This window comes from Staphylococcus taiwanensis (assembly GCA_020544305.1).
GTDB lineage: Bacteria > Bacillota > Bacilli > Staphylococcales > Staphylococcaceae > Staphylococcus > Staphylococcus taiwanensis.
Genome location: CP058667.1, coordinates 1,546,666 through 1,563,184 on the forward strand (window position 1 = coordinate 1,546,666; position 16,519 = coordinate 1,563,184).

Sequence of the window (16,519 nt, forward strand, 5' to 3'; positions counted from 1 at the left end):
ATTATAAAGCCCCTTTGATGTAATCAATAATACTCGTTTTATCGTTAGGAAGCGGTTGAATTGGATTGTCCAAAATTGAAATAGCTGTATCTGGATCTTTTAAACCGTTACCAGTTAAAATTGCAACAACCTTTTTACCTTTTGGTAATTGACCGGCACGATGTAATTTTAATAAACCAGCAATTGATGCGTTACTCGCAGGCTCACTAAATACACCCTCTTTAGACGTCATTAATTGATATGCTTCTAAAATTTCTTCATCAGTAACACTGTCAATTAATCCGTTAGATTCTTCTAACGCAGCTGTTGCTTTAGACCAACTCGCTGGATTACCTATACGAATAGCAGTAGCAATCGTTTCTGGATTTTTAATCACTTTATTTTGAACGATTGGAGAGGCACCTTCAGCTTGGAATCCAAATAAACGTGGTAACTGACTACCTTTATTGTCATGGTATTCTTTGAACCCTTTCCAATAAGCTGTTATATTACCGGCGTTTCCTACTGGAATAGCTAAAATATCAGGCGCTTGCTTTAATTGTTCAACAATTTCAAATGAACCTGTTTTTTGGCCTTCAATACGATAAGGGTTTACAGAGTTAACCAATTCAATTTCTTCGTCATTTTCTGCAATTTCTTTAACTATTTCTAAAGCTTCATCAAAGTTACCTTCAATAGATACTATTTCAGCTCCATACATTACTGCTTGAGATAATTTTCCGAGTGCAATTTTACCTTCTGGTATGACAACAATTGCTTTCAATCCTGCTCTTGCTGCATATGCTGCAGCTGAAGCAGAAGTATTACCAGTTGAAGCACAAATCACTACTTTTTTACCTTGTTCTTTTGCTTTAGTTACAGCCATAACCATACCTCTGTCTTTAAAAGAACCTGTAGGGTTGGCTCCCTCATATTTCACATATAAGTCAATATCTAACAGTTGCGATAGGTTTTCACAGTGAATTAAAGGCGTGTGTCCTTCATTTAAAGTTAGTTTGGGTGTGTCTTCATTGACTGGTAAATATTCTTTAAACTCTTCTACTAAGCCCTGCCATCTTTTCATAATCATTAAACCCCTTCGACTGGATAAATTTTTTCAATATTAAAGCTAGCTTTATTTAATAATTGTTCAGGTGATTGGTCTAAACCAACAATTACAACACCATACGTTTCTTCATCACGTCGTGCTATTTGAAGTGATCTATGGAATGGCAATGCTTCTTTCAGTGCGTTTTCAAACTTTTCAATCGGTGTCTCACTATTAATAACAACATAGTAATTAAGTTTTTCTTTAATTGAAACGATATCATCATTATCCATTAATTCACGCGTTTCATCTGTCTTTAATTCAAAGTGTGGTGGTAATGTGTGTGTATTAGATTCAAAGAAAAGTGCAACATTTAATAAATCACTTACTACTGCACTACCAGTAGCTAAACTACCTGCACCTTTACCATAAAACATTGTATCCCCAACAGCATCGCCTACAACATAAATAGCGTTGTACTCATCTTCAACTGCGGCTAGTTGATGAGATTTATGTATTAGGGTTGGTTCAACAGAAGCATCAACCTTACTGTTATGATATGTACCTTTACCAATTAATTTAATTTTATATCCTAATTTATCGGCTACATTAATATCTGATAATGTTGTATTGCTAATTCCACGAACATTAACATCATTTAATTTAATAACTTGGTTAAATGATAAATAAGATGTAATAACAACTTTTCGTGCTGCATCTATACCTTCAACATCATCAGTAGGATCCGCTTCAGCAAAGCCTAATCTTTGGGCTTCATCCAATGCTTCCTCGAATGAAGTTTGTTCTCGAGTCATTTTAGAAAGAATAAAGTTAGAAGTACCATTTAAAATCCCCATAAATTTAGAAATGTTATTAGCATTTAATCCATTATTTATTGCGTTTACAATCGGTATCCCACCTGCGACACTTGCTTCAAATTTCAAAGCTAATCCTTGTTGCTCTGCTAAATCTTCTAATAATTTTAAATGTACTGCTAATAAATCTTTATTTGCTGTGATGACATGTTTTCCTTTTTTTAATGCATCTCTCAACCAATCTACTGTAGGTTCGATACCACCCATAACTTCTATAACAATATCAATTGTTTCATCATTTAAAATCTCATTAACATCTTCAGTTAGATGATATTGACTAATATTTATAGGTCTTTTCTTAGCTTTATTGCGCACTAAAATGTGCTTGATAACAAGATCTTTATTAAGGGTATCTTGAATTTGTTGTCGATTTTCTTCGATTATTTTTACTACACCTGATCCGACAGTCCCTAGACCAAGTAAGGCAATGTTTAATTCTTTCATTTGATTATCTTCCCCCCCGATTTGTATTACTGAGAAATACAATTGTTTTATTGAAATATACTCACATTTAGTATACTATTAAACCATAGTAAATGGATAGGGCTTTTTAACATAATTTGTAAATACATAGATATATATTATCACGTGATATCAGAAAATTAAATAGAATTTTCTGATTTTTTAGAAAGGTTGATTAGGTATATGAAAGTGGCAAAATTCGGCGGTAGTTCAGTTTCAAATGCAACTCAAATAAAAAAAGTCCTAGACATAGTCAATAGTGATCCAGAGCGTAAAATCATTATTGTTTCTGCACCAGGCAAAAGGCATAAAGATGACGTTAAAACAACTGATCTTTTAATTCGCCTTTATGAAAAGGTTTTAAATAACCTTAACTATCAAGATAAGAAGCGTGAAATCATTCAACGTTACGCTGATATATTAGACGAATTAGAAATGGAAACATCACTATTAAAAGTTATTGACGACACATTAGAACATATTATTGAAACATTAAAAGATAAACCACCTCGCTTGTATGATGCCCTATTATCTTGTGGGGAAAACTTTAATGCACAATTAATCGCTAGATATAACGATTCACAAGGTCATAAAACAACATATTTATCACCACAAGATGCAGGTATAGTAGTAACTGATTTACCTCAACAAGCACAAATTTTGGAAGAATCTTATGACAAAATTTATAAACTTAGAGATATAGAAGGGAAAATCATTATCCCTGGGTTCTTCGGTGTATCTAAACATCATTTTGTTGTTACCTTCCCTAGAGGTGGTTCGGATATTACTGGTGCGATTATTGCTCGAGGAGTTAGAGCATCATTGTACGAAAACTTTACCGACGTCTCAGGAATTTTTAAAGCAAATCCTAACGTCATTAAAAATCCTGATCTTATTGAAGAAATTACTTATCGTGAAATGCGTGAGTTATCATATGCTGGTTTCGGTGTGTTCCATGATGAAGCACTACAACCACTTTATAAGCATAGAATTCCAGTAGTTATTAAGAATACAAATCGTCCTCAAGATAAAGGTACATTTATTCGTCATGAACGTGATGTTAATGATAAAAATGTAATTATAGGTATTAGCTGTGATAAAGACTTTACTGTCATTAATATCAAAAAATACTTAATGAATAGACAAGTTGGTTTCACTCGAAAAGTTCTTGAAATCTTAGAGGACTATGACATTTCATTCGATCATATGCCTTCTGGAATCGATAGTATCAGTATTATTATGCGTACGCATCAGTTAAAAGGAAAAGAAAAAGATGTGTTAAACGCCATTCGCAAAAAATGTGATGTAGATGAACTAAGTATTGAACATGATTTAGCAATATTAATGATTGTAGGCGAAGGTATGAATAAATCTATAGGTACAGCGAACACAATCACTCACGCTTTAGCAGAATCAAACATTAATTTAAAAATGATTAACCAAGGTGCTTCTGAAATTTCAATGATGTTTGGTATATCAATTGAAGATGCAGATAAAGCAGTGTTATCAACTTATGAATACTGTTATCACGGTATTTGCTTAAAAAATTTACATGATGCTAAATAACTAATAGCATCTAATACGTAAGACATTACTATTGAAATAGATTTCTTACATATTAGATGCTCTTTTTATGTTTTATTTACTTTGTGTTAAGGCTTCATTTATACGATGTTCCCCTACTACAACTTTTAAAATAACAAATTGATAATAACTCAATGCATCAAGTACCATTTTATAATTGGGTAATTGATGATAATTTTGATTATCTAATAAATCATACATCAATACTATTTCTGGTTTGATGTAGTCAACTCCCCACTTAAGCGAGTGAAAGTAGATGCTATTCTTAGGTATTCGAATATTACTATCTAATCTAAAAATCCATTCTTCATTAACAACGTCATAAATGAAAATATTCATAACAATTTGATTATCATAGGTTACATCAATATGCGCCACTTCTGGTACATTTAATTTATCCTTATCCATTAAATCGTTATTTTTATCATAGTAATTATAATTATAATTTGCTGGTATTACTCTTAAAACTTCTACAAGATGTTTACGTTCTACACAAATGTCGACTTTAGAAGGTAGTTTAAAATTATCATTCAAAAATAATTGCATAGCGACTTCCCCATGAAATTTAAATGAAGTGCGACATTGACTTTTTAATGTTTTAACTAGTTCTTCTACGTGTTCTTGATGTTCCTTATTCATTACACTACCTCCTTTAGGAAACGCTTTCATAACAATCATTATACATTTTGCCTTAATTATTTTCAAATGTAGATTTAATGAAATAAAGTATCATGTTAAATATGTGTATCTGAATTCGCTTTAAATATTAAATCATGATAGTTCATACTATTTGACTTCATTTCCTGATTGTTGAACTATGTAAATATAATGTATATAATTTATATGTTGTTTTATATCAATTTCTTAATTTTCCTAAAAAATAATTTGATGTAAAATATAAAAAATTGACGAAGGTGATTAAATATGACGTTAACAATTATCTTGTTAGTTATCATCGTAGTTCTAATCTTAGCATTTATACTTAATCAACGTTATATGCAAGATAGAGTAGATACAGAAATGTACGCCAGAAATCAAATGGTGACAAAGAACGCGATGCTAAGTAATGAAAATTTAGAATTAAAAAATCAAATGCTTAGTTCAAATAACGATGTAAGTTCTCATGCGAAACGCAATGCAAAACATGTATTAACTAGCATCCTAGATAAATATAAGGAACAAGGTAACCTAAAATATTACGATATTATCACTACTAGTAATTTAGCAACAAAGCACCCATTTTTTGAATACGCTAGAACTTTCGATTACATCGTTGTATCAGATGTGGGTTTAATCAATGTTGATGTGAAAAATTGGAAACAAAAAACGTTTTACCATTTTGATGCACCCGTTTCAGATGAGATGACAATTGAATCAAGTGATGTCAATCAAGTTGTTGGACACTATATTAGTAAACAATATCACAGCCAGTTTGATTCACCACGTAGTGATATTTACACTTTTATAGAAAAGATTCAAAACAATCGTGTTGTATATGATTTTTATGACCATGATCCATATGAACAAGCTTCTATTAATTCTAAGATTTTGAAAGATGGTATTGAAAATCACTTTAACCACAAAGTCCAAAGTATTGGCGTTGTATACTTTAGCGATGGTAGTGTTAACATTATTGAAGGCACTGAGGAAAGAGAACAATATGTTGATACTGTTTCAACAAAATCTTCTTTAGAAGCTGTAATTAAAAATGCAATAGATTTATCTAAACATCCACTATCAGAAGATCAAGTAACTAAAATTATTGAAAGTTTCAATAATTAATTATGGAAAAAGCGATTTGTAGTCATCTACTAAGATGAATCTACTAATCGCTTTCTTTTTAACTCCATAAATTTACTTTATCTTGTCTAGCTTGTTGTTCATCTTTTTCAAAAACGTTGCGATATTTACCATTTGGTGAGAAATATTTTTCGCGGGCCAAACCTTTTTTAACTAATTCTTCATTATACATCGTGTCTTTATCCAACCATACATAGGCTAATGTACGTCCATATCGATCTTCTTTTTCTTTATCGTATTCAAGATATACATCTTTGCCGTTTAAATGTTGTTTACTATAATTTGAGGCTTCTTTACCATAAGGTTGGACTGGCGTGTTTGGTTTTACTGTTTCAGGCGTATCTATACCTATTAATCTTACTTTGATTTCTGTTCCATCTTTCTTAGTAGCTACAAAAGTATCACCGTCAACCACACGTTCAACATGAACTTTTTCTTTACCGCTCAATTCTGTGCTATTGGTTGAGGATTGGTTTCCACTACTTTTAAAGGGACCTGTATGGTTTATAAACTGGAAAGCTAAAACGCCAATGATTAGTACTGCTAAGACAATAATACTTAATGATTTCTTGGAATTCAAAGATGTCACCTGCTTTTTATTTTCAATACTTAAATATAATATAGAATAAGATTATAATCGTCAATCTCTTGTTTTAACTCATAAAAATGAACGCCATCACGTTTCACTCAATAAGTGAAATATTGGAATATAACATGGTATAATAATGAAGTTAGGAGTGAACCATCGTGGAAGAAAAAAATGAAAATTTAGTGACAATAATAGCTGTAGTCATTGCAATTATTGTAGGAGTTATCCTTCAAATCGTTTACAAATTACCTATCATAGTATCAGTAGTTGTAGCAGTGGTTTTAGGTGTCTTAGTTGGATTTATTGTTTACATCATTCAAAATATAATACGCAAAAGAAAACATAAATAAAATGTTAACTGGTCTAATCTAGTTAACATTTTTTTATTATTTAGGGTTAATTTAAATTGAGAGTGGTATGTATAAGAAACAACTTATATATAATTAATTTACAAATAAATTAATTTATCACAATTTTTAGTTTTTTATTCACTATTAAATGATAATGATTAGAAACCTCAAAATTAAAAATTAATAAAGAGGTGGGAATGATGGAAATTATAGATATTATTATCGATACGCACGGCCTTATTTATAAAGTACAAACACCTAACGGTAATGTTTTTGAACACACATTAGCTAATGACACACCACCAGATAAAGTTGCCCAAGTATTACGTTTATTAGCTACGCACGTAGATAATTTAGAATCACAAAAAGCTGGAAAATAATTATATCCAGCCTTTAGCTATTGCTTTTTTCCATGCATCAAATCGGTTGTCCGCTAATAATTTATCTATAATATTTGATGTATAATTTCTAACTGTACCATCAGAAAGATATAGCTTATCTGCAATTTCTTTACTACCTAAACCTTCACCAATTTCACGTAATACTACTTGTTCTTTGTGTGTCAACGGATTTGATTCTTTTAATAAAGACGTCATTAGAGAAGTACTATACTCTTTCTCACCATTCATTACTTTATGAATGGTATTGACCAAGTCATCTACAGACCTTTCTTTTAGAACGTATGCGTCAACATCGTTAGCCACTGCTTTTTCAAAGTAACCGGGGCGTTTAAAAGTCGTAACGATAATCACTTTAATATTAATACCTTTTTCTCTTACTTTGGATAAAACTTCTAATCCAGTAAGCCCCGGAATTTCAACATCTAAAATAGCAATATCTGGTTGGTTTGTTTCAATAAATTTCAATGTATCTAAACCATTTTCAAAATCACTTACCACTTTCATATCTTCATGAAATTCAATTAATTGTATCATTGCTTTACGTAACATATTCTGATCTTCAGCGATTACGATTGAAATCATTGTATACCTTCTCTCGGAATAGTGATTGTAACAGTTGTGCCATTGATTGAAGTAACTTCAACTGTACCATTTAATAATGCGGCTCTTTCATTTATACTTTTAAGGTTTATTTCATCAGGATTTTTAATCCCTTTACCATTGTCACTAATAATTAACTTAATCTTATCTGAACCAGCTTCTATTTTGCCATCAATTTCAGTAGCATCCGCATGTTTAATAGTATTATTGACTGCTTCTCTTAATATCATTGAAATGATGGATTGCTTAGTTGGATTTAGTGCACTTGCCCCTCTTTTATTTTCAAAATAAAAATGAATATTAGTATCTTTCAAAGTATGATTGATAGCTTGAATTTCTTCTTCAAAACTTTGAACCTTTAAATTTTCAATGATATGTCTAACTTTTTTTAATGTTTCTTTAGAAATTTCGTTAATATTATCGATTTCTTCTTTCGCTTTCTCTGGATCTTTGTCTATTAACTTAACTGCTAACTCAGATTTTAAACTCAAACTCGCAAATACATGTCCAAGTGTATCATGTAAATCTTGACCAATACGGTTACGTTCTCTTTCTGCTATTAATACGTTAATATATTGATTTTTCTCTTCGATTTGTCGGCGAAATGCTCTTTCTTTCATCACCCTAAAATTACCAAACAGTACTGCCAAAATAACGATATAGTATATCAAAATAGTTAGTACATAAAAATGATTAGTCGTTAAAATCGTGATAATAATACATGCAATCATAGAACTAATTAGCATTATAAATTCTAACGATTTTACACCTACTTTGAATAGAAAAGGTAGAGCAAATGCACTAAAGAAAAAGAATAATGACAAGGTTGGTGCAAAAGCATAAACAAAATAAATTATCGCTAAAAAGTGAATGAATAATAAAATCAAATTAGTAGTATGTCTTAATTTTTCATGAAAAAGGATTAACCCTGCGTAAGCTATTGTAAAAACAATAACGACAATTAAATTTAATAGGAAATCATGTCGATGAATCGTCAAATATACCCCATAATAAGGAAATATTAGATATATTAATGAAGATATTTCTCCCATTTTAGCACCCAAACTTCGTTTCAATTATTCCACCTCTTTTCTATGATTAATAATCAATGCAATCATTAAGAAAATAATGCTATATATTACTAAAATTAAAAATGAATAACCGTTCAATCCATTTCCTTTACCTAGTTCTAGCGCTAAATGACGTAAATGATAGGTCGGTGTGTATTTCGAAATATGTTGCAACCACTTAGGAAACGTGCTGATTGGGAACCAAAGTCCACCTACAATAGCTAATACCATATTGATAAGATTAGCAATGCTACTCGCTTTCTGAGTCTCATTAAATTGTGTAAAAACAAGACCTAATGTTAAAAACATACTAGCACCTAGCCACAATGAAATGCCTGATAGGAACCACTCACCTGTACTCAAATCCACGCCTTTATAAAAATGTGCAACACTGAATAATAACAGAATTGAAGCTAAAAACAAGGTCATTGTTTTCAACACTTTAGCTATATAATAATTTAAAGTAGTGACTGGTGTCGATATTAATCTTTTGTACCATCCATTATTTCTCTCCTCAATAATTTCTAACGGAAATTGCATCATACAGAAACCCATTAAACTAAATACTGTCATACTATACATATATTCTTTATAGAAGATTTTTTTCTCAGCTTCCGGTAAGTCAATTAATGAGGTAAATAGCAAATAAAAAGCTAAGGGAAAAATAAATTCCATAAAAGAAGATAATTTACGTCGAAAAATCATTTTATACTCTGTCTTTAATAAAATAATAACATTAGCCATAACTTAATTCGCCTCACTTTCATCATTTGAAAATATAAGTTCTAATAACGATTTTTTATAGATTGTCATTTGATTTAAATCTGCGTTTAAGCGCATTAAATCAGTAATTACTTTTTGTACATTATCTGTTTGTATTTTCAAAATTTGATTCATAATTTCAATATTATAAGTTGAAGATAGTGCTTGATAAATGTCATGATTATATTTCGTTAATTCAATAACAGAATTATTTTGACTAAATAAAATATTGTGAGGTGTGTCATCAAGTGTGACTTTTCCATGTTCTAAATAAACAACCCTATCCGCCATGCGTTCTACCTCTTCAATATAATGTGACGTATAAAGTATAGTTATATTTTGCTGTTTAAGTTGAAAGATAAGTTGCCAAAAATGCTCACGTGTTTCTACATCCATAGCAGTTGTGGGTTCATCTAATATTAAAAATTTAGGTTTACCTACCAGTGTAAGCACAAAATCTAACAAACGTCTTTGCCCACCAGACAATTTACTCGCAAATTGATTTAATTGGTCATCAGAAAATTGTGTGAGTAATTTAAATTCTTCATATGATAAATGATTCGTGTATAGACTTTGATATAAATGATATAGCTCTTTAACTTTAATTAATGATGGCAAATTTGTTTGTTGGAATAATATACCAATGTTATGTGATTCTGTAAGGTCAAGTGTGTCATTAATCGAACCACTATTTGGATGTTTATGTCCAATTAAGATATCGATTAAAGTAGACTTCCCAGCACCGTTTTTACCGATTAGTGCAGTACATAATCCTTCTTCAATATTGATGGATAAATCTTTAAGTACCTTCTTTTTTCCGAATGATTTAGATAAGTTTTCTATTTTTATCATTACGCCATCACATCCTTTTATGTTATACGCTTACTTTAGCAGTTTTATTTATTTCATATTAGTTCATTTTGTCATAACTTCTTTATGACATTTGTCATATAAAAAAGGAATGGAACAGAATTCATTTTTGAATTCATTGTTCCATTCCTGTATGGATGTGAATGCTTATCTAAATTTGATATACGTACGTTAGCAATTTTACTAAATTCTTTATGATTACAACATTTGCTTACATACTAATCTATAAAATTGGTGATACTAATTTAGCAATATCTTCTTTAATCTTTATAGACACTGGTCGTTTATCGTATTCCTCTTTTGTTAATAAATGCGCTTTTTCAATATCTTCTTCATATGCTTTTTTGATTTGTTTTGCAATGTCTTGATCATAAACAAAAGCATTCACTTCAAAGTTAAGTGCAAAACTACGGTAATCCATGTTTGCTGAACCAACACTGCAAATTTCATCATCAATCATCATTACTTTTGAATGGATAAAGCCATTTTCATAAGTATAAACTTTAACATCACTCTCTAGTAACTCTGCAGCATTAGAGTAAGTAGCCCAATATACAAATGGATGGTCAGGCTTACTTGGAATCATTAAATGCACATCAACACCCGCATTAGCTGCCATTTTCAATGCATTGATATAAGAACGATCCGGAATAAAATATGGACTTTGCATGTAAATCGATTTCTTAGCACTCATGATCATTTTAGTATATCCATATTCAATTTGATGCAATTCAACAGCTGGGCCACTTGAAGCAATTTGAATAGCTGATTTTCCAGGATGTGATTTCTTTTTAGGGAAATACTTATCATCATATTCAAATTGTGGACGATGTGCTTGTGAATTCCAATCTAAAATAAAACGGATTTGTAATGCATCAATAACATCGCCTTCTACTCGAAGATGCGTATCTCGCCAATAACCGAGTTTACCCAAACCTAAATAGTCATCGCCAATATTGAAACCACCGATATAACCTATTTGACCATCTATCACAATAATCTTTCTGTGATTACGGTTGTTCATTCTAAAATTAATTAACGGTAATTTAGAGGCAAAGAAGGCTTCAACTTCTCCTCCTATAGATTTAAAATGTTCAAATTTTGACATTCTTACTTTCTTTGAACCGACATCATCATATAATATCTTTACTTCTAAGCCCTCTTTAAGCTTCGTTTCTAGAGCATCGATAATACGTTTACCTAAACCGTCAAGTTCAAAAGTATAATACTCTAGATGTATGTAATCCTTTGCGTTATAGATATCTTCAATGACTTTGTCATACAATTTGTTTCCATCCGTGAATAAATCAACTTTGTTATCTTCAGTTAAAAACGCATCTTGTTTGTTTAATAACATTCTAATTTGATCACGATGCTTCTTAACTTGTTCATTATCTGTTTGATAATTATGTGCATCAAGCGCTTTAACTTGTTTTTCAACAACATCTTTAAAAGTATCTAACTCTTTACCATTATTTCTCTCCATTTTACGTTTAGAAACCGTTCTTCCAAAGAATAAATATAGAATAAACCCGATTAATGGTAAGACAAATAATACGAATAGCCATGCCCAAGTTGACGTGGCACTTCTTCTATTTCTCTCTAAAAAGATGATGATAAAAGCTAATACTAGGTTAACAATAAAACCTAATGCTAATAAAATCGTAAATATGGTTCCTAAGTCAGGGCCAAACATAAATTTCATAATATAATACTCCTGTTTCAATCTTAAATTTTTATAAATTGTATCAAGCTATTAAATTAATTCGCCTTCAAAATTAAAATTGCGTTTAATACTTCTTCATTGTTTGGAAATCTACGCTCTTCTATTTTATCAACTGAAATGTTTAATAATTCATATTGACTTCCTTCTTCACTTTCAAGAAAGGTATTAATTTTATTTTCAAGCTCTTCAAGCGTTTGTTCTTGAATCTTTTTAAATTTAACTTTACTCATGATATAACACTCCTATTTTACTTATTTGATTAAATCATAGTCTTTTTACATTTAAATCGCAAATAAATTTACACAAAGTACTATACTTTTAATAAAACGCTTACAATTATATATATTAAATATTCAATTCACATAGTACTTAAACTATTGTATACTAAAGACATTCTATTTAATTTTCAGAATAATTAAACTATTTATAACATGGAGGGTTTAATATGATTTCTTTTGAAAATGACTACCTTGAAGGTGCACATGAAAAAGTATTACAACGATTACTCGAAACCAATTTTATCCAGGCCTCTGGCTACGGGGATGACCAATTTTCAAAACAAGCGGCTGAACAAATAAAAACTGCTATCAATTGTCCAGAAGCAACTGTGCGATTCTTAGTTGGCGGTACTCAAACCAATCAAGTTGTGATTAATTCGGTGTTGGAACCATATGAAGGTGTAATTTCAGCGGATACAGGTCATGTCGCTGTACACGAAGGTGGTGCAATTGAATTTAGCGGTCATAAAGTGTTAGCGATACCATCTCATGAAGGTAAAATCAGACCTAAAGAAGTAAATGAATATCTAGATACGTTTTATAATGATTTCAAACGTGAACACATGGTCTTTCCTGGAATGGTCTATATTTCTAATCCAACAGAATACGGTACTTTATATAGTAAAGAAGAATTGAAAAATCTTTCTGATGCGTGCAAAGAACATCAAGTACCACTATTTATGGACGGTGCACGTTTAGGTTATGGCTTAATGAGTGATCAAAGTGATTTGACTTTTGAAGATATTGCTAAATACTGCGATATCTTTTATATAGGTGGTACAAAAATTGGTGCACTTTGTGGCGAAGCCATCGTATTCACTAAAAACAATGAACCCAAACACTTTACCACTCGAATCAAACAACATGGTGCATTACTCGCTAAAGGTCGCTTAGTAGGTGTACAATTTCTAGAATTATTCACTAATAATTTATATTTAGATATTAGCCGTCATGCCATCAATATGGCTAATAAAATGAAAAAAGGATTCCTAGAAAAAGGCTATCAACTTTACTTCGATTCACCTACCAATCAACAATTCTTCGTGCTTAGTGAAGAAAAAATTAATGAATTGAAACAAAAAGTGAAGTTCGCGATTTGGGAGAAATATGATGATAATCATCGTGTCGTACGATTTGCGACAAGTTGGGCTACTACCGAAGAAAATGTAGATAAGTTATTAGAGTTAATTTAACATCTGAAAAGAGCCTGGGACATAATTCCTAGCAAAATAGCCAGTAAATGAGTTTTTATAAATTCATTTACTGGCTTCTTTTTTACAATACTTCGTATTGTTGGCTCGCTTTCTTAGGGGACAGCTTCAGCCTGTAGTCTTCAGCTTGTCCTGTTCCGTCAAGAGTCTCGCCAAAATACTTTGTATATATATGTAATTTTACATCGAAATACTTTAAAAAAATAAGGCCCTTTCGTATAATTTAATAAACATCACTAAACTAAATTAACGAGGTGCCTTTTGTATAAAGATTATAACATGACTCAACTTACTCTACCAATGGAAACTTCAGTTCTTTTCCCCACAAATGATATTTCACGACATGTAAATGATATTGTTGAAACAATCCCTAAGACTGAATTCGATGAATTCAGACATCATCGTGGTGCAACATCATACCATTCAAAAATGATGTTAAAAGTAATTCTATACGCCTACACACAATCTGTGTTTTCAGGGCGCAAGATAGAAAAATTACTTAATGACAGCATCCGAATGATGTGGCTATCACAATATCAAAAGCCTTCTTATAAAACGATTAATCGATTTAGAGTAAATCCAAAAGTAGATGCTTTATTAGAATCATTATTTATTCAATTTCATAGTCAGTGTTTGAAACAAAATCTTATAGATAATCAGGCCATTTTTATTGATGGCACGAAAGTTGAGGCGAATGCTAATCGATATACATTTGTATGGAAAAAGAGTATTCAAAATCATGAGTCAAGGATGAATGAAGATTCTAAAGCACTCTATCATGAATTGGTGACAAATAAAATCATACCTGAGATTAAAACAGATCACGATAATGACTTAACAAAAGAAGAAATAGATTTGATTGGTAGTCATTTAGATAAAAAATCGAAGATTTAAACCAACATATTGATAATGAAAAATGTACTAAAATAAGAAAACAAATACGGCTTAAAAGAACTAAAATTAAAAAATACAAAAAAACAAATTAATGATTACTCTGAGCGAAAGCATAGATATGAAGTCCAAAAATCTATTTTAAAAAATAGAAATAGTTATTCTAAAACAGACAATGATGCCACATTTATGAAAATGAAAGAAGATCATATGAAAAACGGACAACTCAAGCCAGGGTATAATTTACAAATAGCGACAAATTCTCAATTTGTTTTATCTTATAACGTGTATCAAAATCCCACTGATACAAGAACGATGATACCATTTTTAAATTCAATTCTAGAGACCTACGGTCATTTATCTGAATATTTTGTAGCTGACGCAGGTTATGGTAGCGAATCAAATTATATGACAATTATAGATAATTTTAATCTAACGCCACTCATAACTTATGGAATGTTTATAAAAGATAAAACTAAAAAATATAAAAGTGACATCTTTAATACTCAAAATTGGGATTATGACGAAATTAACGATGAATTCATTTGTCCGAACAATAAAAGACTAGGATTCAAAAGATATGCCTATCGCCATGATAAGTATGGTTTTAAACGAGACTTTAAATTATATGAATGTGATGATTGTTCAGAATGTCCGTTGAAACACCAATGTATGAACTTCAATTCAAAAACAAATAAAAAAATAATGAAGAATTATAATTGGGAATTTTTTAAAGCCCAAATTAATAAAAAGCTTTCAGAACCAAAAACAAAAACCATCTACAGTCAAAGAAAAATTGATGTGGAACCTGTTTTTGGATTTATGAAGGCTATTTTGGGTTTCACTCGAATGTCTGTTCGAGGGATAAACAAAGCCAAAAGAGAACTAGGATTTGTGCTAATGGCACTTAATATAAGAAAAGTAACAGCTCAACGAGCTGAAAATAATCAAAAAATTTATAAAAAAGGCAATTTCTATTTTATTTCAATAGAAATTGTCTTTATTTACTTATCCTGGAACTTTATGTCCCGGCCTCTTTTAATGAAATTTATAATAAATACCGGCTATAATTACAATTAATCCAAAGAGTGCTATAATTTTTTCTTTTTTAGATGGTTCTCGTTTTTCTATAGTGACTTTAATATTAAATTCCACTTTTTTATTCTCCTTATAAAAATTTAAGCAATCATGTTAATCACATTCACTACCACGTTAATATTGAATTTTAACTAGTATAATACAATATTATACTTTGTTTTATTAACTTAGTCACCTATAGTTTAAAGTACTGCCCTTTATCATACGCCTATTCTATTAATAACTTTTTGATAAGCTTCAAGCACTTGTGGATAAAGATATATTACTCTAGATCCAATCCGGCGAGTTACTTCGACTATTTCAGGTTCACAAACTATTTTATTTTGAAGTGTTGATTTACTTAATCCTGTTAAAGTTACTAAATCTTTAATACCTACTGAAGCATATTGTCTCTTATAATTTTGCAATAGATTCTCTAGTTTATCTTCAATCAATTTATTCATAAACTTTTCATCAATATGGATTGTTATGTTACCCATGTTGTCTCACTCCATCTATTCTAAATTAATATTTATGGTTCTAAACTTAATTTATAAAGCTAGATATTAAAGCAAGTAACGCTAATATAAATATCCCCTATCGTTAAATATAGAGATATTTGGTCCCTGTTGATTTTCATAAATTTAAACACTACTTTTATTTCTTAAAAAAATTAACCATAGCTAACAATAAAGTAACTACATTAATATAAAAAGTTAACTTTCTTCTCAAATCTCTACTCATAGTGCATCTCCTTACTAAATACTTAATTAAGTACGATATCTACTTGTATTGGTAAACTATATAGTTGTTCAGCTTGCATTCATTTAATTTGTTATATTATATAATTTTTATCACATTTTAATCAAGTCTATTATAGAATGTACAAAGCGACTTCAAATTTAATTCTCAAAAATTCTTTCGCTTTGGAATAATATATTATAAA

At 30.4% G+C, this 16,519-nt stretch carries 16 protein-coding genes and 1 pseudogene; 6 read left to right on the top strand and 11 right to left on the bottom strand.

The annotated features are described in order from the left end of the window. Window position 1: 1 nt before the first annotated feature. Window positions 2–1,063 carry a threonine synthase gene (locus HYI43_07340; protein UDI78363.1) on the bottom strand — a complete coding sequence of 354 codons (1,062 nt, stop codon included), beginning with the start codon at window positions 1,061–1,063 and terminating at the stop codon, window positions 2–4. A 5-nt stretch (window positions 1,064–1,068) separates the two neighbouring features. Next, window positions 1,069–2,346 (bottom strand): homoserine dehydrogenase, encoded by a 1,278-nt coding sequence (locus tag HYI43_07345; GenBank protein UDI78364.1) that lies wholly within the window; start codon window positions 2,344–2,346, stop codon window positions 1,069–1,071. Between the two features lie 201 nt (window positions 2,347–2,547). On the opposite strand from HYI43_07345, the gene HYI43_07350 reads away from it, so the two are divergent. Further along, on the top strand, window positions 2,548–3,930 hold the full coding sequence (locus HYI43_07350; protein ID UDI78365.1) for an aspartate kinase: 1,383 nt from the start codon (window positions 2,548–2,550) through the stop codon (window positions 3,928–3,930). Window positions 3,931–4,002: 72 nt separating this feature from the next. Here the strand turns inward: HYI43_07350 and HYI43_07355 are convergent, their stop codons facing one another. Next, window positions 4,003–4,587, bottom strand: a complete 585-nt coding sequence (locus HYI43_07355; protein ID UDI78366.1) for a hypothetical protein — start codon at window positions 4,585–4,587, stop codon at window positions 4,003–4,005. A gap of 285 nt (window positions 4,588–4,872) precedes the next feature. Between HYI43_07355 and HYI43_07360 the strand changes: the two genes are divergently transcribed. Further along, a complete protein-coding gene (locus HYI43_07360; GenBank protein UDI78367.1) occupies window positions 4,873–5,730 on the top strand; it encodes a hypothetical protein in 858 nt (285 codons plus the stop codon). A gap of 58 nt (window positions 5,731–5,788) precedes the next feature. Here the strand turns inward: HYI43_07360 and HYI43_07365 are convergent, their stop codons facing one another. Beyond that, window positions 5,789–6,328, bottom strand: a complete 540-nt coding sequence (locus HYI43_07365) for a thermonuclease family protein (GenBank protein ID UDI78368.1) — start codon at window positions 6,326–6,328, stop codon at window positions 5,789–5,791. Window positions 6,329–6,495: 167 nt separating this feature from the next. Here HYI43_07365 and HYI43_07370 point away from each other — a divergent pair, with 167 nt between their 5' ends. Continuing rightward, on the top strand, window positions 6,496–6,687 hold the full coding sequence (locus HYI43_07370; GenBank protein ID UDI78369.1) for a LapA family protein: 192 nt from the start codon (window positions 6,496–6,498) through the stop codon (window positions 6,685–6,687). A 200-nt stretch (window positions 6,688–6,887) separates the two neighbouring features. Next, the gene (locus HYI43_07375; protein ID UDI78370.1) at window positions 6,888–7,067 is read left to right on the top strand and encodes a hypothetical protein; all 180 of its coding nucleotides are present in this window, start codon (window positions 6,888–6,890) and stop codon (window positions 7,065–7,067) included. Here the strand turns inward: HYI43_07375 and HYI43_07380 are convergent, their stop codons facing one another. From HYI43_07380 to HYI43_07405, 6 genes are all read right to left on the bottom strand, one after another. Then, window positions 7,068–7,670: a response regulator transcription factor gene (locus HYI43_07380; protein UDI78371.1), complete on the bottom strand. Its 603-nt coding sequence runs from the start codon at window positions 7,668–7,670 to the stop codon at window positions 7,068–7,070. It abuts the gene before it with no gap. Then, window positions 7,667–8,740, bottom strand: coding sequence for a sensor histidine kinase (locus HYI43_07385; GenBank protein ID UDI79287.1), 1,074 nt, complete (start codon window positions 8,738–8,740; stop codon window positions 7,667–7,669). The genes HYI43_07380 and HYI43_07385 overlap by 4 nt, the downstream gene beginning before the upstream one ends. Before the next feature lie 24 nt (window positions 8,741–8,764). Continuing rightward, entirely contained in the window at window positions 8,765–9,502 is a 738-nt protein-coding gene (locus tag HYI43_07390; protein UDI78372.1) for an ABC transporter permease, read from the bottom strand. 3 nt (window positions 9,503–9,505) lie between these two features. Continuing rightward, window positions 9,506–10,372, bottom strand: a complete 867-nt coding sequence (locus HYI43_07395; protein ID UDI78373.1) for an ABC transporter ATP-binding protein — start codon at window positions 10,370–10,372, stop codon at window positions 9,506–9,508. Window positions 10,373–10,613: 241 nt separating this feature from the next. Next, the gene (cls, locus tag HYI43_07400) at window positions 10,614–12,095 is read right to left on the bottom strand and encodes a cardiolipin synthase (protein UDI78374.1); all 1,482 of its coding nucleotides are present in this window, start codon (window positions 12,093–12,095) and stop codon (window positions 10,614–10,616) included. Between the two features lie 56 nt (window positions 12,096–12,151). Continuing rightward, window positions 12,152–12,346, bottom strand: coding sequence for a hypothetical protein (locus HYI43_07405; protein UDI78375.1), 195 nt, complete (start codon window positions 12,344–12,346; stop codon window positions 12,152–12,154). A gap of 215 nt (window positions 12,347–12,561) precedes the next feature. On the opposite strand from HYI43_07405, the gene HYI43_07410 reads away from it, so the two are divergent. Next, window positions 12,562–13,587 (top strand): low specificity L-threonine aldolase, encoded by a 1,026-nt coding sequence (locus HYI43_07410; protein UDI78376.1) that lies wholly within the window; start codon window positions 12,562–12,564, stop codon window positions 13,585–13,587. 279 nt (window positions 13,588–13,866) lie between these two features. Then, window positions 13,867–15,576, top strand: a pseudogene (locus HYI43_07415) (IS1182 family transposase). Between the two features lie 218 nt (window positions 15,577–15,794). On the opposite strand, the gene HYI43_07420 reads toward HYI43_07415, so the two are convergent. Next, window positions 15,795–16,073, bottom strand: a complete 279-nt coding sequence (locus HYI43_07420; protein ID UDI78377.1) for a hypothetical protein — start codon at window positions 16,071–16,073, stop codon at window positions 15,795–15,797. Window positions 16,074–16,519 lie beyond the last annotated feature (446 nt).

Coding starts and splice junctions, on each gene's coding strand:
- HYI43_07340 (UDI78363.1), bottom strand. CDS start 1,063: ATGAAAAGATGGCAGGGCTTAGTAGAAGAGTTTAAAGAATATTTACCA.
- HYI43_07345 (UDI78364.1), bottom strand. CDS start 2,346: ATGAAAGAATTAAACATTGCCTTACTTGGTCTAGGGACTGTCGGATCA.
- HYI43_07350 (UDI78365.1), top strand. CDS start 2,548: ATGAAAGTGGCAAAATTCGGCGGTAGTTCAGTTTCAAATGCAACTCAA.
- HYI43_07355 (UDI78366.1), bottom strand. CDS start 4,587: ATGAATAAGGAACATCAAGAACACGTAGAAGAACTAGTTAAAACATTA.
- HYI43_07360 (UDI78367.1), top strand. CDS start 4,873: ATGACGTTAACAATTATCTTGTTAGTTATCATCGTAGTTCTAATCTTA.
- HYI43_07375 (UDI78370.1), top strand. CDS start 6,888: ATGGAAATTATAGATATTATTATCGATACGCACGGCCTTATTTATAAA.
- HYI43_07380 (UDI78371.1), bottom strand. CDS start 7,670: ATGATTTCAATCGTAATCGCTGAAGATCAGAATATGTTACGTAAAGCA.
- HYI43_07385 (UDI79287.1), bottom strand. CDS start 8,740: ATGGGAGAAATATCTTCATTAATATATCTAATATTTCCTTATTATGGG.
- HYI43_07390 (UDI78372.1), bottom strand. CDS start 9,502: ATGGCTAATGTTATTATTTTATTAAAGACAGAGTATAAAATGATTTTT.
- HYI43_07395 (UDI78373.1), bottom strand. CDS start 10,372: ATGATAAAAATAGAAAACTTATCTAAATCATTCGGAAAAAAGAAGGTA.
- cls (UDI78374.1), bottom strand. CDS start 12,095: ATGAAATTTATGTTTGGCCCTGACTTAGGAACCATATTTACGATTTTA.
- HYI43_07405 (UDI78375.1), bottom strand. CDS start 12,346: ATGAGTAAAGTTAAATTTAAAAAGATTCAAGAACAAACGCTTGAAGAG.
- HYI43_07410 (UDI78376.1), top strand. CDS start 12,562: ATGATTTCTTTTGAAAATGACTACCTTGAAGGTGCACATGAAAAAGTA.
- HYI43_07420 (UDI78377.1), bottom strand. CDS start 16,073: ATGGGTAACATAACAATCCATATTGATGAAAAGTTTATGAATAAATTG.